Source organism: Isoptericola sp. GX10416, assembly GCF_056590155.1.
In genome coordinates, this window is the sequence record NZ_JBWPVO010000008.1 from 60,844 (window position 1) to 82,062 (window position 21,219).

Genomic DNA, 21,219 nt, shown 5'->3' on the forward strand with positions numbered 1-21,219 from the left:
GGCCGCGGCGGTTCAGCCCTGCGGGAGGGCGATGCGCTCGGCGAGCCGCTGCCGCTCGCGCATCTCTTCCTCCGTCGGCCACATGAGCACCACGAAGATCAGCGCGACGGTGGTGAGGAAGACCCCGCCGATCAAGGGCGCCAGCAGCTCGGTCGCCGACGTGCCCAGCGGCGCCTCGCCCATCGGGCCGGACATCTCCATCGCGGCCATGCCCGTGTAGTGCATGCCCGCCACCGCGGCCGCCATCACCAGCGCGGCGGCCGTCGACAGCAGCCAGCCCCGGACGTTGACGCACAGCCACAGTGCCGCGGTACCGGCGACGACGGCGATGACCAGCGACGCCGCCACGAGGACGCCGTTGTAGCTGACCTCGCCGCTCATCTGCATCGCGGCCATACCCATGTAGTGCATGCTGGCGACGCCGAGTCCCACCACGAGCCCGCCGCCGAGCAGGTAGACGATCCGGTCGCCGAAGAACCCGACGATGAACAGGCCGATCGCCACGACGACCATCGCCAGCAGGGCGGACGCGATGGTCTGGGGGATGTCGTACTTGATCGGCATGCCGTGCACGGTGAACCCGAGCATCGCGATGAAGTGCATGACCCACACCCCGGTACCGCCGATCGCGACCGCGCCGATGGCGAGCCAGACGCTCTTGGCGGCCACTCCCGTCGCCGCGCGTGCCCGCGACGTCGCGGAGAGTCCCGTCAGGCAGCCGATGAACGAGGCGATGTAGCCCGCCAGTGGCGTCAGCATCCCGTATGTGAAGTGGTCCATCCCCGGCATCCTCTCTGACGCGTCACGCATGTCGTGTATGCGAGATATGTCGGGAAGGCTAGCAGGAGAGCGGGTGAAATTCTCGCTCAGTAGATCACGCGAGGCGGTCGACGAGATAATCTACGCAGTTGACCAGTGCCTCGACGTCGGACGGTTCCACCGCGGGGAACATCCCGACCCGGATCTGGTTGCGGCCCAGCTTGCGGTACGGGAAGACGTCGAGCACCCCGTTGTCCCGCAGGTGTCCGACGACGGCGCTCGCGTCGACCGCGGCGTCCAGGTCGATCGTCCCCACCACGGTGGACCGCTCCGCCGGATCTTCGACGAACGGGGTCGCCCAGTCGCGGGACCCCGCCCAGCCGTAGAGGATCTCGGCGGAGCGGGCGCAGCGCGCCGTCGACCACGCGAGCCCGCCCTGGCCGAGGATCCACTCGACCTGGTCGGCGAGCATCACGAGCGTGCCGACCGCCGGGGTGTTCAGCGTCTGGTCCTGCCGCGAGTTCGCCAGTGCCGTCGTCAGCGACAGGAACTCGGGCACCCAGCGGCCGCCGCCGGACGGCTCGACCTCGGCGGCCCGCTCGATCGCGGCCGGGCTGCACAGCGCGAGCCACAGGCCGCCGTCGGCCCCGAAGGCCTTCTGCGGGCCGAAGTAGTACACGTCCGTCTCACGGACATCCACGGGCAGGGCGCCCGCGCCCGACGTCGCGTCCGTCAGGAGGAGCTGGTCGCTCCCCGCCGGCCGGCGAACCGGCGCCATCGCACCCGTCGACGTCTCGTTGTGGGGAGAGGCATAGACGTCCACGGCGTCCGACGGCGCGAGGTACGCCACGCTCCCCGGTGCGGCCTCGACGACCTCCGGGTCGGTCAGGAACGGTGCACGGCGCGTCGAAGCCGCGAACTTGGCGCCGAACTCGCCGAACGTCGCGTGTTGGGCCCGCTCACGGACGAGAGACGCCGTCGCCACCTCCCAGAACGCCGTCGACCCCCCGTTGCCCAGCACGACCTCGTAGCCGTCGGGAAGGTCGAAGAGGTCCGCGAGGCCCGCGCGCACCCGGCGGACCAGGTCCTTCACGGCAGGCTGCCGGTGCGAGGTGCCGAGCACGGGCCGGGCCGGGTCCCCGGCCGCACCCAGAGCCATGACCTGAGCCGTGCGAACCTTCGACGGACCGGAGCCGAACCGGCCGTCCGACGGCAGCAGCGACGAGGGGATCTGCAGGGTCATGAGGGCTCCGTGGCTCGTGGTGTGTCCGTTCGCACGTGCGAGGACGTTCGAACGGTGACGTGTGCGAATAGACTAGGCCCGGGCCTCAAGACGGGAGTGGACGTGACCGACCTGATCGACACCACCGAGATGTACCTCAAGACGATCTACGAGCTCGGTGAGGAGGGCATCACGCCGCTCCGTGCACGGATCGCGGAGCGCCTCGGTCACTCGGGGCCCACGGTCTCGCAGACGATCGCGCGGATGGAGCGGGACGGCCTGGTGATCGTCACGGGCGACCGCCACCTCGAGCTCACGGACGACGGCAGGTCGAAGGCGACCCGCGTCATGCGCAAGCACCGGCTGGCGGAGCGGCTCCTCACCGACGTCATCAAGCTGGACTGGGAGCACGTCCACAACGAGGCGTGCCGCTGGGAGCACGTCATGAGCGACCTCGTCGAACGGCGCCTCGTCACACTCCTCGACCACCCGCACCACGACCCCTACGGCAACCCGATCCCGGGACTGTCCGAGCTGGGCGAGCAGTACGAGGACGTGCCGTTCCTCGACGGCGTGCAGTCGCTGCCGACCTTCCTGCGGGGCGGCTCCGACGAGGTGACGGTCGTGCTGCAGCGCATCGCCGAGCCCGTCCAGGTCGACGACGAGTTCCTCGCACGGCTGGCGAAGGTCGGGCTGCTGCCTGGCACGCGCGTCCAGGCGAGAGCGATCGGCGACTACTACGCCGTGCAGGCCTCGGGCGCCGACGAGGGCCTCGAGCTGCCCGAGGACCTCGCCAAGCACCTGTTCGTCGCGGCGCGCTGAACGCTTCGGGAGCCTCCTGCGGGGGCGCCCGGCGTGCCCGTGATCGGAACGTGACATCGCCAGCCGGGTCGGGTACGGTCGGACACGCTCGCGGGAGATTCCTCCGGCGAGTACCGGGACGGACGCCTAACCCTGCCGCCGTCCTGGTTTCCACGGATGACCGCTGGCAGGAGCGGGGGACCCACTTTCGGGCACCGGAGACGGTGTCCTTGGGGTGAAGTCGTCGAGAGCGCGAGTTCTCGGTGGCCGGGTGTTTTCTCCCACCCGAACCCGACAGCTGACCTCGTAGGCGACAAGGAGAGGTTGAACGTGACTGCTCGCACCACGCGTGGCAAGCACCGTGCCGCACGCCGTCCCGTGCTGGCTGCACCGTCCGCGGCTGCCGGCCGTCGGGCCGCCGTCGTCGCCACCGCCGGCGGCCTGCTCGTCTCGACCATCGGCGGCGCCACCGCGGCGCAGGCCGCTCCGGTCGACAACGACGCGGCGAACAAGCTCAGCACCGTCGACCTCGGCGCGCTGACCGACCAGGCTCGGACGGCCCTCGAGGCGGCCCCTGTGGTCACCGTGGACGCCGACGCCAAGGTCTCCGTCGAGAAGATCACGCCCAAGGTCGCCAAGGCGGCCGAGATCAAGGCGGCACCCGAGCCGGAGCCGGAGCCCGTCCGCGAGGTCGCGCCGTCCCGCTCGGGCGAGCGCACCGCCGTCGAGTCGAGCAGCAGCACCGAGTCGTCGTCGTCCTCCTCGACGGCAGACGCGCCGGCCTCGGCCAACGGGTCGAACATCATCTCGATCGCTTCGCGCTACGTGGGTGTCCCATACGTCTCCGGCGGCACGACGCCGTCCGGCTTCGACTGCTCCGGCTTCACCTCGTACGTCTATGCGCAGGCCGGTATCACGCTGTCCCGCTCCTCCTCGGAGCAGCGCTACGCAGGCACGGTCGTGTCGCGCGCGAACGCTCAGCCGGGTGACCTCATCTGGACCCCGGGCCACATCGGCATCTACGCCGGCGGCAACACCCAGATCGATGCCCCCCGTCCGGGCAAGACGATCCAGTTCCGCAACATCTGGCAGTCGAACCCCACGTTCATCCGCGTGGGCTGACACTCCCGCCACGCCGACCGAGACCCCATCGCGCATCTGCGCGGTGGGGTCTTGTCGCGTCCGGGGCTCCAGGGGGCGCAGGGCGCCCGTCGTCGCTCGTGCGGGGACGTGTCCGGGGAGCGTGAGCGCGGGCGTCTGCGGGGCGTCCAAGGGGTTCCGGAGGTGCGCTGCGGCCTGCGTCGCACATCACCGTGACCTAAACGTGACATGTCCGCTCGGATCCGCTACCGTTTCCACGTCCGGTAGAGCACTCTTCCGGATCCTGATCGGACGCCGAGTCCTGCCACCGGTCAGGGAACCAAGACCGCCGGCAGGAGCGGGGGACCCACTTCCGGGCATCGGAGACGGTGTCCTTGGGGTGAAGCCGCACAGTGCGCAAGTACCGTGCGGCCGGGTGATTTCTCCCACCCGAACCCGACAGCTGACCTCGTAGGCGACAGGAGAGGGAACACGTGAACGCACCATCCAGGACGCGCGGCAAGCACCGTGCCGCACGCCGTCCGATGCTGGCTGCGCCGTCCGCGGCTGCCGGCCGTCGGGCCGCCGTCGTGGCCACCGCTGGTGGCCTGCTCGTCTCGACCATCGGTGGCGCCACCGCAGCACAGGCCGCCCCGGTCGACAACGACGCGGCCAACAAGCTCAGCACCGTTGACCTCGGCGCGCTGACCGACCAGGCTCGCACGGCCCTCGAGGCGGCCCCCGTCGTCACCGTGGACGCCGAGGCCAAGGTCTCCGTCGAGAAGATCACGCCCAAGGTCGCCAAGGCGGCCGAGATCAAGGCGGCACCCGAGCCGGAGCCGGAGCCCGTCCGCGAGGTCGCGCCGTCCCGCTCGTCCGAGCGCACCGCCGTCGACACCAGCACGACGAGCGCCGACACCTCGGCTGCGAGCACTGAGTCCGCAGCGGCCCCCGCCGCGGACGGCTCGCGCGGCTCGCAGGTCGCCTCGATCGCCGCCCGGTACATCGGCACCAAGTACGTGGTCGGTGGCGCCTCGCCGTCCGGGTTCGACTGCTCGGGCCTGGTGACCTACGCCTACGCCCAGGTCGGCGTGACGTCGCTGCCGCGTTCGTCCAGCCAGATCCGTAGCTCGTCCGCCACCACCGTGGTGTCGCGCGCCGAGGCGCAGCCCGGTGACCTCATCTGGTCGCCCGGTCACATCTCGATCTACATCGGCAACGGCCAGCAGATCGAGGCCACGCGCCCGGGCGGATGGACGGTCCGCCAGAGCAGCCTGTGGCAGTCCAGCCCGGTGTTCCTGCGAGTCACCGGCTGAGGCTGCTGCCGAGCAGGACCCTCGACGCCCCGACGTTCCCCGTGGACGTCGGGGCGTCGTGCGTCCTCTTTGCTACACCTTGCGGGCGTCTTTCGTTACCCTTGAAGCAAGGTGGCTCCGGACGGTGAGGTCCGGACATGACGGGAGGCGCGACATGACACGTCCAGAGGTCGTCCTAGTGGGAGTCGACGGCTCGACCGCGAGCCTGCACGCCCTGGACTGGGCCGCGGCGTACGCCCAGCGGGTCGGATGGGGGCTGCACATCGTGTGCAGCTACTCGCTGCCCTCCTTCACGGCGGCGTCGCTCGACGGCGGATACGCGGCACTCGACGACACGGCGATCGCCGAAGGTGCCAAGGCAGTGCTCGCGGAGGCCGAGGCGCGGGTCGCACCGCTCGGCGTCCCGGTGCAGGGCACGGTCGCCACGGGGGACGCGGCGGGTGTGCTCGTCGAGATGTCGTCCGAGCACTCGCTCGCCGTGGTGGGCACCCGCGGCCGTGGCGGTTTCACGGAGCGTCTGCTCGGCACCGTGTCGTCGGCGCTGCCGGCGCACGCGCACTGCCCGACGGTCGTGGTCCCGCACCGTGAGGGTGCCGACGACCCGCGGCGCCGCGACGGTGACACCGTCCACGAGGTCAGCCGGATCGTCGTCGGCGTCGACGGTTCGCCGACGTCCGAGGTCGCACTGCGGTACGCCGTCGACCAGGCGAAGTCGTGGGATGCCGAGCTGGTCGCAGTCGCCGGCGTGCCGCTCGGGTCGGGCGCCGGGGTGCTCGCCTGGCTGCCGTCCCAGATCGATCACGAGCAGGTGCTCGCGGACGTGGAGGCGGGGCTGGACGTGATCGTCGACCAGATCCAGGCGGAGCATCCGGGCCTCACGATCAAGCGCCACGTGCTGGACGGGTCGGGGGCCGAGCTGCTCACCGAGTTCTCGTCGGCGGCCGACCTCGTCGTGGTCGGCTCACGAGGGCGTGGCGGCTTCCGCGGGCTGCTCCTCGGCTCGACCAGCCAGGCGGTGCTGCACCACTCCCAGTGCCCGGTGCTGGTCGTCACCCGTCGCTGCGACGAAGAGATGCAGGCCGACCCCGCCGCCTGACCCCCGTGATGTTGTGGGCGCGATTTCTGGCCTGATATGCCCCTTTTGGGGGCATCCACGGCCCAGAAATCGCGCCCACAATCGATGGTCGCCCGGGGCTGTGGATAGGCGACCTCGCCGAGGTGCCCGTTCTGGCACGGTCGGTGCATGTCGACGCCCGATCACAGAGCCGCCTCGCCCTTCTCCGTGCGATCAGCGATCGGCCGCGGTACCTCCGCCGAATCGCTGCGTATCGGCGACTCCTTGGTGGCTCCCTTTCACGGCGTCCGTGTCCCGGGCCCGCAGCACCAGGACTTCCTCACCCGCTGCCGCGCCCTCGCGACCGTGCTGGACGACTCCGTCGCCTTCAGCCACGGGACGGCACTGCGCCTGCTCGGCGTCGACGTGCCCTGGACGATCGCCCAGGACGACGCGCTGCACGTCATCTCGTCGAACCCCGCGGAACGTGCCCAGAGGCCCGGGGTCGTGGCACACCGGAGCAGGCAGGAGAGCCTCGACGTCGTGGACGTCGGCGGGTTGCGCGTGACGGCGCCGGCGCAGACCTTCGTCCATGTCGGTGTCGGTCTGCGACTCCCGGACGATGTCGTGGTGCTCGGTGACTCGTTCCTCCGGCGCAAGTGGATGCTCACCTCGGTGGCGGAGCTACAGCGCAAGGCCGAGGCGACCCGAAAGGTGAAGGGCATCGCGCAGGTGCGCGAACAGCTCTCGCGGGTCCGGCCGGGCACGGACTCGGTCATGGAGACGCGCACGCGTCTGCTTCTGACCGGTGCCGGCTTGCCGTGTCCCGTCGTGAACGAGGTGGTTCGTCTCGCCGACGGGACGTACGTGAAGCGGTGCGACCTGCTCTATCCGGCACAGAGGGTGGTCATCGAGTACGACGGTGACCAGCATCGGACCGACAAGGAGCAGTGGCGAGATGACGTCCGCCGTCGCCGGTGGCTCGAGGAGATCGGGCACACCGTGATCGTCGCGGTGGCCGACGATATCGTCCGGGACGGGACGAGACTGGTGGGACGCACCCGCCAGGCGCTGCGGTAGCCGTTGTGGGCGCGATTTCTGGGGCATAAATGCCCCCAAAGACGGCAATTCGGGCCAGAAATCGCGCCCACAACGAACCGAGAGGCGGGGGTCAGTGGCGGTTGCGGTAGAGGTACATCGTGATCGGGGCGAACACCGCGGTCATCACGACGGCGGAGATCAGCACCGTCGTCACGTCGCCCCAGCCCGCCGAGCCGGCCATGAGACCACGGACGGCCGTGACCAGGTGGGACACCGGGTTGAGGTCCACGAAGGTCTGCAGCCCCGAGGGCATCGTCGACGGATCCACGAAGATGTTCGACGCGAACGTCAGCGGCATGAGGACCATCATCGACACGCCCATCACCGCGTTCGGCGTGCGCAGCAGCAGACCGAGGATCGTGAAGATCCAGCTCAGCGCGAAGGCGAAGACCAGTAGCAGCGCCACGCCGGCGACCACGCCGAGCACGCCGCCGTCCGGCCGGAACCCGATGATCAGCCCCAGCCCGATGCACATCACCGAGGCGATCGTGTACCGGACGGTGTCACCCAGCAGCGCCCCGACGATCGGGGCGGGCCGCCAGATCGGCAGCGACCGGAACCGGTCGAACACGCCCTTCGTGATGTCCGTGTTGAGCGTGTAGCCGGTGTACACGGTCACGATGATGATCGTCTGCACCAGGATGCCCGGCAGCAGGAACTGGATGTAGGCGTCCGTGGACCCCGCGATCGCCCCACCGAACAGGTAGGTGAACATGAGGGTGAAGATGACGGGCGAGACCAGCACGTCGAAGAGCTGCTCCGGCACGTGCTTGATCTTCAGCAGCGCCCGCCAACCGAAGGTCAGCGACGTCGCCACCGCCGAGGGCCGCGCAGGCCGGTCGTCCAGCGCCACGGCCTCGCGCAGGGTCGTCGTGCTGATGTCGACGGCGCTCATCGGGCCACCTCCTGCTCGACGGCTGCGCCGTCGCTCGTCTCGTCCGCCGGCAACGGTTCGCCGGTCAGTGTCAGGAACACCTCGTCCAGGCTGGGCTGCCCGAGGGAGAACTCCGGGACGGCGATCCCGGCCTCGCCGAGCGCGGGCAGGAGCTGCGCCACGAGGTGTGCGCCGTCGTCGGGCACCCGCGCGCTGAGGGCGTACGGGTCGGTGGGCAGCGTCGGTTCGGTCCCGAGCATCCGCTGGACGACGGCGGCCGCCTCGGCGCGCTGCGTGGCGTCGGCCAGGCGGATCTCGACCGCGCCCTGGCCGACCGACCGCTTGAGCTCGGTGGACGTGCCCTCGGCGATGAGCCTGCCGTGGTCGATGACGCCGATCCGGTCGGCGAGCTGGTCCGCCTCCTCGAGGTACTGCGTCGTGAGCAGCACCGTGGCGCCGTCGTCGACGAGCACTCGCACGATGTCCCACACCTGGTTGCGGGAGCGCGGGTCGAGTCCGGTGGTCGGTTCGTCGAGGAACAGCACGCGTGGGGAGAGCACGAGCGACGCCGCGAGGTCGATGCGCCGACGCATGCCGCCCGAGTACGTCTTGACCTGTCGCGACCCGGCGTCGGTGAGGCTGAACGCCTCGAGCAGGTTCGCCACGCGCTGCGTGGCTGCCCGCCCGCGGAACCCGAACAGGCGGGCGAGCATGAGCAGGTTCTCGGTGCCCGTCAGGTCCTCGTCGACGGACGCGTACTGGCCGGTGAGCCCGACGGCGCTGCGCACGGCGTCGGCATCGTGCACGACGTCGTGGCCCAGCACGCGGGCGGACCCGCCGTCGGGACGCAGCAGGGTGGCCAGCATCCGCACGACGGTCGTCTTGCCGGCGCCGTTGGGGCCGAGCAGGCCGAAGACGCTCCCCGTCGGGATCGTCAGGTCGACGCCGTCGACGGCCTTGGTGGTCTTCTTCCCGGAGGTGAAGTGTTTGACGAGCCCTGTCGCCTCGACGGCGAGACGCGGGTCGGTGTTCTCAGTCATCTCAAGGTCTCCTTGGTGGGCTCATCCTCACGGTAGAACCTACGACCGGGCACCGACAGGGAATTCATCGCTCGGCGGACGACGGTCCGGTGGCCGGCCCGGAGGGCTCCAGTACAGTGCCGCGCATGTCCCTCACGCGCGTCGACCGCCTCGACCCTGCCTACCTCCACCACTGGGTCGCGACCCAGGCCGGCATCGCCCGGACGCCCGGGGTGCAGTACGCCGTGCTCGCCGGCGGCGACGTGGTGCTCGACGGTGCGTGGGGCGTCACCGACCTGACCTCCGGCACGCCGCTGCGCGGCGACCACGTCTTCCGCGTCGCGTCGCACTCCAAGACGTTCACCGCCACCGTCGTCGCGCGCCTCGTCGAGCGCGGTGCGATGCGCCTCGACGACCCGTTGGACGCGTACGTCCCCGAGCTCGGCGGATCACGGGTGGGCGAGGTGACGGTCCGGGAGGCGCTCGGGCACACCGGCGGCGTGCGCAGGGACGGCCAGGACGCGGACTTCTGGCAGCTCGCGGCGCCTTTCCCGGACCGCGCCCACCTGCTGGACGCCGTCCTGACCAGCGGTGACGTCATCGGACGGGGTGAGGCGTTCAAGTACTCCAACCTGGCCTACGGGCTGCTCGGGCTCGCGGTCGAGGCGGTGACCGGCACCCCTTACCCCGAGCACGTGCGTACCGACCTCCTCGAGCCGCTCGGCCTGGCCGACACCTCGCCGGAGCTCGGTGAGGGCGAGGACCGGCGTGCCGTCGTCGGCCACTCGGCCCCTGTGCTCGCCGAGCCCGGCCTGCCCGCACGGTTCGCCGACGGGCGGTTGCCCGTGGCCGCCGCGACCACCGGTGCGCTCGCTGCCGCTACCGGATTCTGCTCCACGGCGCGCGACCTGGTCCGTTGGGCGGCGGCGCACTGCGACGGGTCCGACCTGCTGACCCCGGCGATGCGGCGACTTCTGCACCGTGCCGAGTCGGTGGTGGACCTGCCCGGGGTGCCGCGCCGTGAGTACGGGCTCGGCTTCGAGGCGCGCGAGATCGCCGGCCGACGGGTGGTGGGGCACTCGGGAGGGTTCCCCGGGCAGATCACGCGCACCTGGTTCGACCCGGAGCGTGGGATCGCCGTCGCCGTCCTGACGAACGCGATCGACGGCCCGGCCGACCAGATCGCGGCCGGCCTGTTCTCCCTGGTCAGCAAGGCCGTGGCCGACGACGGCGGAGCGGCTCGGGGCGGGGACGCTGCGGTCGCGCACGGCGACCTCGACCGGTGGACCGGCTGCTACGCGAACCTGTGGGGAATGGTCGACGTGGCGCGCCTCGGGGACCGGTTGTGGCTGATCGACCCGCGCAAGGCCGACCCGTTCGTCGGCGCGGAGGAGCTGACGGTGGAGGGGCCGGTGCTGCGGCCGGCGGTCCACGACGGGTTCGGCCCGGTGGGTGAGGCGATCGAGGTGTTGCGGGACGATGCGGGCGAGGCGGTCGCCGTCGTCGTCGGCGGCATGACGTCGTGGCGTGCCGCGGACTACGAGCGTGAGCGCCGCGCGCAGGCGGTGCCGCTCACGCGCTGACCGTCGGGGTTGTGGGCGCCCACAACGCTCCGCGGGCTAGCGGGCTAGCGGGCTAGCGGTCGAGGGGCTCGAGGCGGGGAGCCGGCAGGGGGCGCGGCTCCTCCAGGATCTGGACGCCCGCCGTGTCGGGCGCGAGCAGGCGCATGACGGCGTCGTCGAGGTTTGCCCGGATCGCGGCCTCCAGGCCGTCGGCGTCGCGCGCCTCGAGGTGCTCCACGAGCGGGGCGTGCGAGCGGGCGGCGTCCGTACGCACCGTGTACTCCTCGCTCACCGTGAAGCTGGCGATGCGCACCTCGACGATGAGCGTGCTCATCCATTGCTGCAGCCAAGCATTGCCGCTCGCGGCCACCAGCTCCCAGTGCACCGCGAGGTCGGCCGCCCCGACGCGCAAGGCGTCGTGAGCGGCCTCGGCGCGCACGAGCGCGTCGTGCGCCGACCGCACGGCGGCGACCTGCCGATCGCTCGCGCGTTCGACGGCGAGGCGTGCGGCCGTCGTCTCGACCATCGTCCTCGCGGAGTAGAGCGGGCGGATGCCGTCACGACCGATGGTGCGCACGGACATCCCGCGACCGGGAGTGGCCACGACGATCCCCTCCGCGACGAGCCGCTGGGCCGCCTCCCGGAAGGCACCCCGGCTCACGCCGAGCTGGCGTGCCATCTCGATCTCCCGCAGTCCCGACCCCACGCGCAGCCCTCCCGAGTAGATCGCGTTGCGCAGCTCGACCGCGATCAGGTCGACCGTCGAGGGACGGGTCACGGGTGAGAGGGCGGGGGCGGTACCGAACGCAGGGTGAGACGCCGAGGGCATCTGGGCTCCTTCCAAGGTCACGACCCGACAACGATCACAGGTCCTGGACGTCGCCGGGGCATGTCGTGGCACAGATCCGGCCGCAGGTAGCGGCGGTTTCTTGCCGATTGTGCGAGTGTAGGACACTCGGACAGCCCGATGTGCAGATTGTCGGGACGTCCGTATCGCCGCTACCGTGGCGATCCGTCCACACATCTCAGTCCCGAGCGACTGCCGCAGGCGCCGGGGCCACGGAAGGGAGACTCCCGTGCAGTCCATCAGGACCACGAATCGCCGCCGCGCTCTGTTGGCGGCTGGTTCCGTTCTTGCTCTCACGGCACTCACCGCCTGCTCCAGCACCGACGGCGGAGGCTCCGGAGGCAACGGCGACGAGGGCGGCGACTCGACTCTCGCCCAGCTCCAGGAGGCCGGCTCGATCACGGTCGGCTTCGCCGGCGAGGAGCCGTACAGCTTCGAGGACGACTCCGGCGAGCTCACCGGCGCCGCGGTCGCACTCAACGAGGCCGTCTACTCCGAGCTCGGCATCGACACCGTCGAGGGCACGCTCACCGAGTGGGGCTCGCTCATCCCGAACCTCACGGCCGGTCGTGTCGACTCGATCAGCGCCGGCATGTCGATCCTGCCCGAGCGGTGCGAGCAGGCCGCCTTCAGCGAGCCCGAGATCATGTACACCACCGCGTTCCTCGTCCCCGAGGGCAACCCGGACGGACTGAGCGACTGGCAGTCCGTCGAGGGCACCGACCTCGAGATCGCCGTGATGTCCGGGGCCATCGAGGCCGGGTACGCCGAGGAGACCGACGTCAGCACGCTCGAGGTGGGCAGCCCGCAGGACGGTCTGGACGCCGTCGACTCCGGTCGTGCCGACGCCTTCGCGCTGACCGGCATCTCGCTGCGCGCCCTCGCCGAGAACACTGACGCCGCCGTGGAGGCGACCGAGGCGTTCACCGCCGTCATCGATGGTGTCGCGCAGGTCGGTGCGGGTTCCACGGTGTTCCGCCAGGAGGACACCGAGCTGCTCGCGGCCTACAACGAGCAGGCCGCCACGATCATCGGCGACCCGGACCGGTACGCCGAGGTGCTCGGCGAGTTCGGGTTCACCGAGGCCGAGCGTCCCCCGGAGGGTCTGACGGCCGAGATGCTCTGCGAGGGTGACCTCGAGGCCATCAACGACGAGCTGGGGCTGGGCTCCTGACCTGTGTCCGATGACATCCAGACACTGATCGACCGGCTGCCTCGTCTCGGCGAGGCAGTCGTCGTCACCCTGGAGCTGACGATCGGTGGCGCCATCCTCGCCGCGATCGTGGCTCTGCTCCTCGGCTTCGGCTCGCGCACCCGGTCCCTCTGGGTGCGCGGGCCGTCCCGCGTGGTGGTCGAGTTCTTCCGCGGCACGTCGCTGGTCGTCCAGCTCTTCTGGATCTACTACGTGCTGCCGGCGTTCGGCTACGAGATGCAGGCGCTGGCTGTGGGAATCGTCGCGCTGGGGCTCAACTACGGCGCCTACGGCTCCGAGGTGGTGCGTGGATCGATCGCCTCCGTCCCGAAGGGGCAGTGGGAGGCGACGACGGCGCTCAACATGAGCTGGTTCCACAAGGTGCGGCGAGTGATCTTCCCGCAGGCGTGGGCGCTGATGATCCCCATGTTGACGAACCTCCTGATCCAGCTGCTCAAGGGCTCTGCGCTCGCGGCCTACATCACGCTGCACGACGTCAACTACTGGACGGACCAGCTCCGGCGGGCGACCAACGACGTGTTCTTCAGCTACACGGCGGGTCTGCTCGTCTACTTCGCGATCGCCTACCTGCTGACGTGGGGTATGAACTGGCTCGAGGAGCGCGCCAAGCGACGACTGGGACGAGGCACGAAGAAGCCGTCGTTGCGTGAGGCGCTCCGGGTCAAGCCGGACGTTGGCTCCGAATCGATCACAGCGAGGGGGTCAGCGGTATGAACGACTCGATCTGGCGCTGGGACCGCGCCTGGGAAGTTCTGCCGCATCTCCTTGAGGGTCTGCAGATCACGGTGCTCGCCACCGTGGTCGGCATGGCCATCGCTGCCGTCCTCGGCTTCTTCATCGCTCTGGCCATGCGGACGCCCAGCCGATGGCTCAAGGCCCCGCTGCGGCTGCTGGTGGACTTCGTCCGGATGACGCCGATCCCGGTGCAGCTGACCTTCATCTGGCTGGCGTTCCCGACGATCCCGACGCTGGCGGTCGGGTTCAGCGTGCTCGGCGTGCACTACGCGACCTACATGTCCGAGGTGTACCGCGCGGGTATCGAGGCGGTGCCGAAGGGGCAGTGGGAGGCGGCGACGGCGCTGAACATGGCTCCGGGCCGCACCTGGCGCGCGGTGATCCTGCCGCAGGCCATCCGCAACACCCTGCCAGGGCTCGGGAACTACGCGATCTCGATGTTCAAGGAGACACCGTTCCTCTTCGTGATCGGCATCGTGGAGATGTTCACCGAGGCGCAGAGCTTCGGTGCCAACACCTTCTCGTACATCGAGCCGATCACGATGGTCGGGGTGCTCTTCCTCTTGATCAGCTACCCGACCTCGCTCCTGGTGCGCAGGATGGAGATCCGCCTTGCCTGACTCGACTCGATCCACAGGAAGCCAGACCATGACCACATCCACGGGTGAGACGCCCGCCATCGAGTTCCGCGACGTCACCAAGCGCTTCGGTGACAACGTCGTGCTGGACGGACTGAACTTTTCCGTCCCGCAGGGACAGCGGATCACGCTGATCGGGCCGTCGGGATCAGGCAAGACGACGATCCTGCGTCTGCTCATGACGCTCGAGGAGCTCAGCGGCGGGCTCATCCTCATCGACGGTGACCCCTACACCCACGAGTACAAGGGTGAGAAGTGGGTCAAGGTCCCGGAGAAGCGTCGCCGTGTGGTGCGCAACCGGGTCGGGATGGTGTTCCAGCAGTTCAACCTGTTCCCGAACATGTCGGTGCTCGAGAACATCATCGAGTCACCGGTCCACGTCCTCGGCAAGTCCAAGGACGAGGCCGTCGCCGACGCCGAGCGCCTGCTCGACAAGGTCGGCATGAGCGAGAAGCGGGACTTCAACACCAACGAGCTCTCCGGTGGTCAGCAGCAGCGCGTGGCGATCGCCCGTGCGCTGGCGATGGATCCGGAGATCCTGCTGCTCGACGAGGTCACCTCTGCCCTGGACCCGGAGATCGTCGCCGACGTCCTCGGCGTCCTGAAGGAGATCGCGGACACCACGGACATCACGATGCTCCTCGTCACGCACGAGATGCAGTTCGCGCGCGAGGTCTCCGACCGCGTGCTGATGTTCGACAAGGGTCAGATCGTCGAGGAGACGGACCCCGAGACGATGTTCACGAACCCGTCGCACCCGCGCACCCAGGAGTTCCTGAAGGCCGTGCTCGGCTGAGGGCCTGCACCGCGCCGACGAAGGCCCGTACCGCCCCTGCAAGAGGGCGGTACGGGCCTTCGTCGTCCCGAGTCCTCACGTTGTGGGCGCGAAATCTGGGCCCGAGAACGGCCTATAACGGACGAAACAGGCCAGATATCGCGCCCACAACGTGCGGGGCGCCCACAACGTGTGGGGCGCGCGGCGTCAGGCGGCGGCGGCCTGCTCGGCGGCGGCGAGCAGCATGCACGTCGCGACGCCGTCCATCGCCACCCGGACCTCGTCCAGCGGGGGCATCGACGGCGCGAGCCGGATGTTCCGGTTCTCCGGGTCCCGTCCGTAGGGGAACGTCGCGCCTGCGGGAGTCAGCTTGATCCCCGCCGCACCGGCCAGCTCCACGACCCGCGACGCCGTCCCCGGCACCACGTCGACGGAGACGAAGTAGCCGCCGTCCGGGTCCGTCCAGGTCGCGACGTCCGTGTCCGCGAGGCGCTCGGTGAGGATCGAGACGACGGCGGAGAACTTCGGCGCCAGGATCTCGCGGTGCTTGGCCATGTGGGCGCGAACCCCGGCGGCGTCACCGAAGAACTGCGCGTGGCGGAGCTGGTTGACCTTGTCCGGCCCGATGGACCGGATCGACAGGTGCTCGGTGAACCATGCGACGTTGGCCGGCGACGACGCCAGGAACGACACGCCCGCGCCCGCGAACGTCACCTTGGACGTCGAGGCGAACATGAGCACGCGGTCGGGGTTTCCTGCCTCTGCGGCCAGCTCGATCGCGTTCGCCGTCTTGGTCTCGTGCTCGGTCAGGTGGTGCACCGCGTAGGCGTTGTCCCAGAAGATGCGGAAGTCACCGGCCGCGGCGGGCATCGAGACGAGGCGCTGCGCGACCGCCTCGGAGATCACCGAGCCGTCCGGGTTCGCATACGTGGGCACCGCCCACAAGCCCTTGACCGAGGGGTCGTCGGCCACGAGCTCGGCGACGGCCTCGGCGTCGGGACCGTCCGGCGTCATGGGGACGGTCACCATGCGGATCCCCAGCTCCTCGCAGATCGCGAAGTGCCGGTCGTAGCCGGGCACCGGGCAGATGAACGTGATCGGCCCCTCGGCGGCGGACCACGGCCCGTCGCCCCCGGGCGCACCGAACAGCATCGCCTGGACCACGCAGTCGTACATGAGGCGCAGGGACGCGTTGTCCTGGGCGAGGAGCTGCTCGGTCGGCACACCGAGCAGCTCGGCGAAGATCTCGCGCAGCTCGGGCAGGCCCGCGAGCCCGCCGTAGTTGCGCACGTCCGTGCCGGACGCGGAGGTGTGGTTCCCCTCGCCGGGCAGCGACAGCAGCGCCTCGGAGAGATCGAGCTGTTCGGCCGAGGGCTTGCCGCGGGTCAGGTCGAGACTCAGCCCTCGCGCCTGCAGCGCGGCGTACTGCTCGCGCAGCTCCGGCAGGCGGGCGGCGAGCGCGGGGTCGACGGCGGTTGCTTGGTCGGGTGAGGTACTCACGGCTCCGAGACTACGCGCCCGGGTGGGCGCCGTCGTCGTCGGAGATGTCCGAACCTCGCCGCCGGAATCGGCGGAAACGCACAGCCGAGGGCTTGCCGCGCTCACCCTCCTCGAGTGCCGGCGGGGCGTTCTCGACGACGCGGGGGAAGCGCTCCGGCGGTACGCCGAACGCCGACCGGGACTGGGAGACGACCCCGTGCCCGAGCGCCCGCCCGCCCGCGTACCCGACGACGGCGCCGACGCCGAACGGGATCATCCGTCCCAGCGCCAACGTGCCCTGCTTGGCGAGCTGCCGCTTGAGGAACCGGTGCGTGAGCACCCGGTTGACACGCTTGATCGCCGTCTGCGGCATGGACGTGAGCAGGACCTTGCCCCAGGCGAGCTGCGACCCCTCCGCGGCGCGCTGCACGTCGCGGGCGCCGGCGTCACCGAGCACCGTCGCCAGGAGCAGCGCGCGCCGCCGGGAGACGTCGTCGATCGGGATGCCGTGCACGTCAGCGACGGCGAGGGAGAACGCCGCCGACGTCGCGAAGAACGTCGCGATGTCGCTGGTGGTCAGGACGGCGGCAGCCGTCGTACCGACCGCGGGAGCAGCGGCCGCGGCACCCACCGCGCCACCCGTCGTGGCGACCACCGTGAGGTACTCGCGCTCCAGGATCTGGACGACGCGCGCGGGATCGGCCTCCGGGTTGCGGCGGCGCACCACATCGACGTGCTTGTGGATCGCCGCCGACGGGATGGTCACCGCCTTGTCGAGGAGCGAGTCCAGCAGGGGAGTGGGGCGGTACCGGGTCCAGGACTCGACCTCGCGCCCGCCCTCCGGGGTGACGTCCGACGTGCTCACGCCTGCGACTCTACCCGCGGCCCCGCGAGCAGACCTCGCGGCTGAACCGCCACAGCGTGACGGCCAGCATCGCTCGCAGGAAGAGCCCGACCGCGCGCTCGTTCGCCCGCCGCGGCCACGGCCCGACGAGGCGCACCTCCTCCCACCACACGACGCGTGAGCGGCCCGCGTCCACCGGGACGACGTCGAGTCCGGCGGTGCCGCTCAGGGCAGGCCCGTCCTTGCGCACCACGTTGCGCCCGACGGTCCCCTCCGCCGTCGACGGCGCGACATGCTGCAGGGTGGTCATCCGGTCGACGAACCCGGCTCGGCCGCGCCGTGCGCCCGGTCCGCTCACCATGGTGAACCCGACGCCCGGCGCCGGTGCCGCCGTCGGCCCGTCGTAGCGCGTCAGCGGGACCCAGCGCGGGTGGTGGCGCGGGTCCGACACCCGGGCGAACGCGGCCTCGGCGTCGACCGGCAGCAGCCGGGACACCTCGACGCGGTACGCCGGACGGGTGGTCACGGGACCGTCAGGCCGGCGGGGCGAACTGTGCCGGGGGGACCTCGGCGCCGGCCTTGAGCGTGCGGCCCACGGTGCAGGCGCGGTCGATGGACCGCTGAGCGAGCAGGAGGGTCTTCTCGCGGGTCTTGTCGTCCAGCTCGGAGAGGTCGATCTCGAACTTCTCCGTCAGCACGGGGTACCGGTCGTCGCTCATGTCCTTGGGGTCCTCGACGCGGACGGTGACGCGGTAGTCGTCACCGAGCACGCGCGAGAACTTGGTGTCGCTGGCCATGCCGGCGCACGCCGCGAGCGCGATCTTCAGCAGCTCGCCCGGGGTGAAGACGGCGCCCTCGGAGGCCGGCCCGATCTCTACGCTGGCACCGCGCGCGGTGTGCCCGCGGTAGGTGCGGGTACCGGTGCGCTCGACCCACAGCGGGTCGGTCGGGGAGGGGGTCACGGCGGCGGGTGCGTCGGCGGCGGTCGTCTCGTCGGTCATGGGTCGATCCTCGCACCGCAGACACATCTGGCGCGACGGCGTCCGTCACACCGCGCGAGAGGCGTCGGACGGTGCTTGGATCGAAGGATGAGCACCCGGGACAAGTCCGACTTCGGGTCGGGCAAGATCCTGCCGGACGAGCTGCCCGACGGCGGGACGACCGGCAGCGAGAGCGACGACGGCTCCGTGCACCCCGAGCGCCCGGGGGCCGTCGGGCCGGACGTCCGTGCCGCGGAGCGGTCCGCCGCGGTGGAGCACGGCGCCCACCTCCGTCGTGACGGGACGGACGCCGTGCCCGACGAGCCGGTCGACGCACCGCACGCCGCGCGGCACGCGCGGCCGTCGGAGTAGCGTCCGGCCCGCGACGAGGTCAGCGCTGCAGCAGCTCCCGGGCGTGCGCGACGGCGGCGGCCCGGTGCGCCCGGGACGGCCACGCCTGCGCGGAGTCCGACGTCGGCACGAGCTGCAGCCGGGCCGAGGCGTCCCGGACCGTCAGGGCGTCCAGCACCCGCCGGCCGGAGCCCACCGTGCCGGTCGCGACCGGGGCGGGCAGCGTCACCCACCATCGCGGGGCGTCGTCGCCACGGACCCACAGCTCGACCCGGTCGGTGAGGATCGCGTAGACCACATGCTCCCGGTCGGGGCAGTCGGGCGGCAGGCCGCGCGTCCCCGCCCGGAGGCTGCGGGCCTCGGCCGTCAGTGCCGCCGTCGGGCGCCCGACGAACAGCGGGGAGCCGGGCCGGTACCGCGCCACCCGTGCGACCTGGCTGCGCACGCGCGCCGAGACGACGGCGAACCACACGGCCACCGCGACCGCGGCCACGACCAGCACCAGCGCGAGACCGGAGATCACGCCCGGCTCGCCGATCCGGCGCCCGACCCGTGCGGAGTACAGCAGCACGACGAGCACGCTGACGACGGCGGCGAGCCCGCCGGTGGTCGCGAGTCGTCGGGGGCTCATGGCTTCACGGTACCGGCGGGCCGGTCAGCCTCCAGCACCCCGGCGCCGAGCGTCCGTAGACTCGTCCGCATGACCGCCCCTGACTTCACGGACGCCACCGCCGTGCCGACGTCCGCGGGTGAGCCCGCGCCGTCGGGCACCGTGCCGACCCCCTACGAGGACCTGCTGCGCGACGTCCTGGAGCACGGCACGCGCAAGGACGATCGCACCGGGACGGGCACGCGCAGCGTGTTCGGGCGGCAGATCCGCTACGACCTGGAGGCCGGCTTCCCGCTCATCACCACCAAGCGCGTGCACCTGAAGTCGATCGCGTACGAGCTGCTGTGGTTCCTGCGCGGCGACTCGAACGTCCGGTGGCTGCAGGAGCACGGTGTGTCCATCTGGGACGAGTGGGCCGACGCCGGGGGCGAGCTCGGCCCCGTCTACGGCGTGCAGTGGCGCTCGTGGCCGACGCCGGACGGCCGGCACGTGGACCAGATCGCGCGCGTCGTCGATCAGCTCCGCACCAACCCGGACTCGCGGCGGCACATCGTCTCGGCGTGGAACGTCGCCGAGATCGAGAACATGGCGCTGCCGCCGTGCCACGTCATGTTCCAGTTCTACGTGGCGGACGGCCGGTTGAGCTGCCAGCTCTACCAGCGCTCGGCCGACCTGTTCCTCGGCGTGCCCTTCAACATCGCCTCGTACGCGCTGCTGACGCACATGGTGGCGGCACAGACCGGGCTCGCGGTCGGCGACTTCGTATGGACCGGCGGCGACTGCCACATCTACGACAACCACGTGGAGCAGGTGACCACGCAGCTCGCGCGCGACCCCTACCCGTACCCGCGGCTGCGGCTCGCGCCCCGTGCGTCGATCCTCGACTACACCTACGAGGACATCGAGGTGGTCGGCTACCAGCACCATCCCGGCATCAAGGCACCTGTTGCTGTCTGAGGGTCCGGGGGCCGAGGGATCGCGGTCCGAGGGATCGCGCGGCGGGCGTGGTGTGGTCGGGCTGATCTGGGCGCAGGCCCGTGACGCCGCGGGCCGACCGGTCATCGGTGCGGGCGGAGCCATCCCGTGGCACGTCCCGGAGGACTTCGCGCACTTCAAGCGCACGACGGCGGGGCACCCGGTCGTCATGGGCAGGCTCACCTGGGAGTCGCTGCCGGCCAGGGTCCGGCCGCTGCCCGGACGCACCAACGTGGTGGTGACCCGGCAACCCGGATGGTCCGACGACGGTGCGGTGGTCGCGTCGTCGCTGCCCGCCGCGCTGGACATCGCGCGCGAGGCGGTCGGTGGCGACGAGGTGTGGGTCATGGGTGGCGGGCAGGTCTACGCGGAGGCGGTCGCGCTCGCGGACGTCTGCATGGTCACGGAGGTCGACCTCGACGTGGCGGGGGACGCGTTCGCACCGGTGCTCGACCCGGCCGAGTGGTCGCCGGCCGCAGGTGCGTCGACACGCTGGATGACGTCGTCGGGCACCGCCGGGCTGCGCTACCGGATCCGCACCTGGCGGCGGCGGGTCGCGAGCCGCGCCCGCACGTCGGCAGCGACCAGCAGGGCAGCCGGCACGAGCGCGAGGCTGAAGCCGCTCGCAGGGCCGATCAGGACGAGGCAGAGGACGACCCAGCCGAGGAGCGACCAGCCGACATAGGCAGGGAGCCGGTCACCCCTGTTCGCCGCACGGACGACCAGGAGACCGAGCACCAGCACGACCACGGCGAACCCACCGGGCTGCGCCCAGAAGGCCGCCACCGACTCGGCGCTCGCCGTGCGGTCGCGCAGGTCGCCGGCGAGCCAGCCGCTCCAGTGGGACGTGGTGGTGACGACGGCGTGCAGCACCGCGATGACGATCATGAGGATGCCGGCGGTGCGGGTCAGGCCCGCACCAGTGCTCTTCGTCTGTTCCATACCGTCAGCGTGGCGCCCCGGGCCGAGGGAGTGATCCCCCGG

At 71.0% G+C, this 21,219-nt stretch carries 23 protein-coding genes, 1 pseudogene and 2 riboswitches; of the genes and pseudogenes, 13 read left to right on the forward strand and 11 right to left on the reverse strand.

Annotated elements, in window-relative coordinates:
- Window positions 1-12: 12 nt before the first annotated feature.
- Both ACWAT2_RS12715 and serC read right to left on the reverse strand, forming a co-directional pair.
- A complete protein-coding gene (locus ACWAT2_RS12715) occupies window positions 13-780 on the reverse strand; it encodes an MHYT domain-containing protein (protein ID WP_402374320.1) in 768 nt (255 codons plus the stop codon).
- A 94-nt stretch (window positions 781-874) separates the two neighbouring features.
- The gene (gene serC, locus ACWAT2_RS12720; protein WP_402374322.1) at window positions 875-2,002 is read right to left on the reverse strand and encodes a phosphoserine transaminase; all 1,128 of its coding nucleotides are present in this window, start codon (window positions 2,000-2,002) and stop codon (window positions 875-877) included.
- 102 nt (window positions 2,003-2,104) lie between these two features.
- Here serC and ACWAT2_RS12725 point away from each other — a divergent pair, with 102 nt between their 5' ends.
- From ACWAT2_RS12725 to ACWAT2_RS12745, 5 genes are all read left to right on the forward strand, one after another.
- Window positions 2,105-2,803, forward strand: coding sequence for an iron-dependent transcriptional repressor DtxR (locus ACWAT2_RS12725; RefSeq protein WP_402374324.1), 699 nt, complete (start codon window positions 2,105-2,107; stop codon window positions 2,801-2,803).
- Between the two features lie 151 nt (window positions 2,804-2,954).
- Window positions 2,955-3,110: riboswitch (cyclic di-AMP (ydaO/yuaA leader) on the forward strand.
- A gap of 2 nt (window positions 3,111-3,112) precedes the next feature.
- Window positions 3,113-3,904 (forward strand): C40 family peptidase, encoded by a 792-nt coding sequence (locus ACWAT2_RS12730; RefSeq protein WP_402374325.1) that lies wholly within the window; start codon window positions 3,113-3,115, stop codon window positions 3,902-3,904.
- A gap of 261 nt (window positions 3,905-4,165) precedes the next feature.
- Window positions 4,166-4,356: riboswitch (cyclic di-AMP (ydaO/yuaA leader) on the forward strand.
- On the forward strand, window positions 4,357-5,178 hold the full coding sequence (locus ACWAT2_RS12735; RefSeq protein WP_402374327.1) for a C40 family peptidase: 822 nt from the start codon (window positions 4,357-4,359) through the stop codon (window positions 5,176-5,178). It abuts the riboswitch before it with no gap.
- Window positions 5,179-5,332: 154 nt separating this feature from the next.
- Window positions 5,333-6,274 carry a universal stress protein gene (locus tag ACWAT2_RS12740; RefSeq protein WP_402374329.1) on the forward strand — a complete coding sequence of 314 codons (942 nt, stop codon included), beginning with the start codon at window positions 5,333-5,335 and terminating at the stop codon, window positions 6,272-6,274.
- A 246-nt stretch (window positions 6,275-6,520) separates the two neighbouring features.
- Complete coding sequence (locus ACWAT2_RS12745) at window positions 6,521-7,312, forward strand: DUF559 domain-containing protein (protein ID WP_402374331.1); 792 nt, start codon at window positions 6,521-6,523, stop codon at window positions 7,310-7,312.
- A gap of 91 nt (window positions 7,313-7,403) precedes the next feature.
- Here ACWAT2_RS12745 and ACWAT2_RS12750 read toward each other — a convergent pair whose 3' ends face one another.
- Window positions 7,404-8,228 (reverse strand): ABC transporter permease, encoded by an 825-nt coding sequence (locus ACWAT2_RS12750; RefSeq protein WP_402374333.1) that lies wholly within the window; start codon window positions 8,226-8,228, stop codon window positions 7,404-7,406.
- Window positions 8,225-9,247, reverse strand: coding sequence for an ATP-binding cassette domain-containing protein (locus ACWAT2_RS12755; protein ID WP_402374335.1), 1,023 nt, complete (start codon window positions 9,245-9,247; stop codon window positions 8,225-8,227). The genes ACWAT2_RS12750 and ACWAT2_RS12755 overlap by 4 nt, the downstream gene beginning before the upstream one ends.
- Window positions 9,248-9,372: 125 nt before the next feature.
- Here ACWAT2_RS12755 and ACWAT2_RS12760 point away from each other — a divergent pair, with 125 nt between their 5' ends.
- Entirely contained in the window at window positions 9,373-10,809 is a 1,437-nt protein-coding gene (locus ACWAT2_RS12760; protein WP_402374337.1) for a serine hydrolase domain-containing protein, read from the forward strand.
- A gap of 52 nt (window positions 10,810-10,861) precedes the next feature.
- Here ACWAT2_RS12760 and ACWAT2_RS12765 read toward each other — a convergent pair whose 3' ends face one another.
- Entirely contained in the window at window positions 10,862-11,617 is a 756-nt protein-coding gene (locus ACWAT2_RS12765; RefSeq protein WP_402374339.1) for a GntR family transcriptional regulator, read from the reverse strand.
- 247 nt (window positions 11,618-11,864) lie between these two features.
- Between ACWAT2_RS12765 and ACWAT2_RS12770 the strand changes: the two genes are divergently transcribed.
- The 4 genes from ACWAT2_RS12770 to ACWAT2_RS12785 are packed head-to-tail and all read left to right on the forward strand — an operon-like array spanning window position 11,865 to window position 15,017.
- Window positions 11,865-12,809, forward strand: a complete 945-nt coding sequence (locus ACWAT2_RS12770) for a transporter substrate-binding domain-containing protein (RefSeq protein WP_402374341.1) — start codon at window positions 11,865-11,867, stop codon at window positions 12,807-12,809.
- Window positions 12,810-12,812: 3 nt separating this feature from the next.
- Window positions 12,813-13,562 (forward strand): ectoine/hydroxyectoine ABC transporter permease subunit EhuC, encoded by a 750-nt coding sequence (gene ehuC / locus ACWAT2_RS12775; RefSeq protein WP_402374343.1) that lies wholly within the window; start codon window positions 12,813-12,815, stop codon window positions 13,560-13,562.
- Window positions 13,559-14,203 carry an ectoine/hydroxyectoine ABC transporter permease subunit EhuD gene (ehuD, locus tag ACWAT2_RS12780; RefSeq protein ID WP_402374345.1) on the forward strand — a complete coding sequence of 215 codons (645 nt, stop codon included), beginning with the start codon at window positions 13,559-13,561 and terminating at the stop codon, window positions 14,201-14,203. The genes ehuC and ehuD overlap by 4 nt, the downstream gene beginning before the upstream one ends.
- Before the next feature lie 28 nt (window positions 14,204-14,231).
- Window positions 14,232-15,017, forward strand: a complete 786-nt coding sequence (locus tag ACWAT2_RS12785; RefSeq protein ID WP_402374347.1) for an amino acid ABC transporter ATP-binding protein — start codon at window positions 14,232-14,234, stop codon at window positions 15,015-15,017.
- Window positions 15,018-15,203: 186 nt separating this feature from the next.
- Here ACWAT2_RS12785 and ACWAT2_RS12790 read toward each other — a convergent pair whose 3' ends face one another.
- The 4 genes from ACWAT2_RS12790 to ACWAT2_RS12805 are packed head-to-tail and all read right to left on the reverse strand — an operon-like array spanning window position 15,204 to window position 18,320.
- Window positions 15,204-16,496 carry an aspartate aminotransferase type Ic gene (locus ACWAT2_RS12790; protein ID WP_402374349.1) on the reverse strand — a complete coding sequence of 431 codons (1,293 nt, stop codon included), beginning with the start codon at window positions 16,494-16,496 and terminating at the stop codon, window positions 15,204-15,206.
- Between the two features lie 10 nt (window positions 16,497-16,506).
- Window positions 16,507-17,340: a hypothetical protein gene (locus ACWAT2_RS12795; protein ID WP_402374350.1), complete on the reverse strand. Its 834-nt coding sequence runs from the start codon at window positions 17,338-17,340 to the stop codon at window positions 16,507-16,509.
- Window positions 17,341-17,350: 10 nt separating this feature from the next.
- Complete coding sequence (locus tag ACWAT2_RS12800) at window positions 17,351-17,845, reverse strand: SRPBCC family protein (RefSeq protein ID WP_402374352.1); 495 nt, start codon at window positions 17,843-17,845, stop codon at window positions 17,351-17,353.
- Between the two features lie 7 nt (window positions 17,846-17,852).
- The gene (locus ACWAT2_RS12805) at window positions 17,853-18,320 is read right to left on the reverse strand and encodes an OsmC family protein (RefSeq protein ID WP_402374354.1); all 468 of its coding nucleotides are present in this window, start codon (window positions 18,318-18,320) and stop codon (window positions 17,853-17,855) included.
- A gap of 87 nt (window positions 18,321-18,407) precedes the next feature.
- On the opposite strand from ACWAT2_RS12805, the gene ACWAT2_RS12810 reads away from it, so the two are divergent.
- Complete coding sequence (locus tag ACWAT2_RS12810) at window positions 18,408-18,671, forward strand: hypothetical protein (protein WP_402374356.1); 264 nt, start codon at window positions 18,408-18,410, stop codon at window positions 18,669-18,671.
- A 19-nt stretch (window positions 18,672-18,690) separates the two neighbouring features.
- On the opposite strand, the gene ACWAT2_RS12815 is transcribed toward ACWAT2_RS12810, so the two are convergent.
- A complete protein-coding gene (locus ACWAT2_RS12815; RefSeq protein ID WP_402374358.1) occupies window positions 18,691-19,281 on the reverse strand; it encodes a hypothetical protein in 591 nt (196 codons plus the stop codon).
- A gap of 69 nt (window positions 19,282-19,350) precedes the next feature.
- Between ACWAT2_RS12815 and ACWAT2_RS12820 the strand changes: the two genes are divergently transcribed.
- Window positions 19,351-20,217, forward strand: coding sequence for a thymidylate synthase (locus tag ACWAT2_RS12820; RefSeq protein ID WP_402374360.1), 867 nt, complete (start codon window positions 19,351-19,353; stop codon window positions 20,215-20,217).
- On the forward strand, window positions 20,207-20,920 hold the full coding sequence (locus ACWAT2_RS12825) for a dihydrofolate reductase (protein WP_402374362.1): 714 nt from the start codon (window positions 20,207-20,209) through the stop codon (window positions 20,918-20,920). The genes ACWAT2_RS12820 and ACWAT2_RS12825 overlap by 11 nt, the downstream gene beginning before the upstream one ends.
- Here ACWAT2_RS12825 and ACWAT2_RS12830 read toward each other — a convergent pair.
- Window positions 20,866-21,177 (reverse strand): annotated as a pseudogene (locus ACWAT2_RS12830) (hypothetical protein); the annotation flags it as partial. The gene ACWAT2_RS12825 and the pseudogene ACWAT2_RS12830 overlap by 55 nt on opposite strands.
- Between the last annotated feature and the right edge of the window lie 42 nt (window positions 21,178-21,219).

Excerpts from the sequence above, each read along its gene's own strand:
- ACWAT2_RS12715 (WP_402374320.1), bottom strand. The coding sequence starts at position 780 with ATGGACCACTTCACATACGGGATGCTGACGCCACTGGCGGGCTACATC.
- serC (WP_402374322.1), bottom strand. The coding sequence starts at position 2,002 with ATGACCCTGCAGATCCCCTCGTCGCTGCTGCCGTCGGACGGCCGGTTC.
- ACWAT2_RS12740 (WP_402374329.1), top strand. The coding sequence starts at position 5,333 with ATGACACGTCCAGAGGTCGTCCTAGTGGGAGTCGACGGCTCGACCGCG.
- ACWAT2_RS12750 (WP_402374333.1), bottom strand. The coding sequence starts at position 8,228 with ATGAGCGCCGTCGACATCAGCACGACGACCCTGCGCGAGGCCGTGGCG.
- ACWAT2_RS12755 (WP_402374335.1), bottom strand. The coding sequence starts at position 9,247 with ATGACTGAGAACACCGACCCGCGTCTCGCCGTCGAGGCGACAGGGCTC.
- ACWAT2_RS12760 (WP_402374337.1), top strand. The coding sequence starts at position 9,373 with ATGTCCCTCACGCGCGTCGACCGCCTCGACCCTGCCTACCTCCACCAC.
- ACWAT2_RS12765 (WP_402374339.1), bottom strand. The coding sequence starts at position 11,617 with ATGCCCTCGGCGTCTCACCCTGCGTTCGGTACCGCCCCCGCCCTCTCA.
- ehuD (WP_402374345.1), top strand. The coding sequence starts at position 13,559 with ATGAACGACTCGATCTGGCGCTGGGACCGCGCCTGGGAAGTTCTGCCG.
- ACWAT2_RS12785 (WP_402374347.1), top strand. The coding sequence starts at position 14,232 with ATGACCACATCCACGGGTGAGACGCCCGCCATCGAGTTCCGCGACGTC.
- ACWAT2_RS12805 (WP_402374354.1), bottom strand. The coding sequence starts at position 18,320 with ATGACCGACGAGACGACCGCCGCCGACGCACCCGCCGCCGTGACCCCC.
- ACWAT2_RS12810 (WP_402374356.1), top strand. The coding sequence starts at position 18,408 with ATGAGCACCCGGGACAAGTCCGACTTCGGGTCGGGCAAGATCCTGCCG.
- ACWAT2_RS12815 (WP_402374358.1), bottom strand. The coding sequence starts at position 19,281 with ATGAGCCCCCGACGACTCGCGACCACCGGCGGGCTCGCCGCCGTCGTC.
- ACWAT2_RS12820 (WP_402374360.1), top strand. The coding sequence starts at position 19,351 with ATGACCGCCCCTGACTTCACGGACGCCACCGCCGTGCCGACGTCCGCG.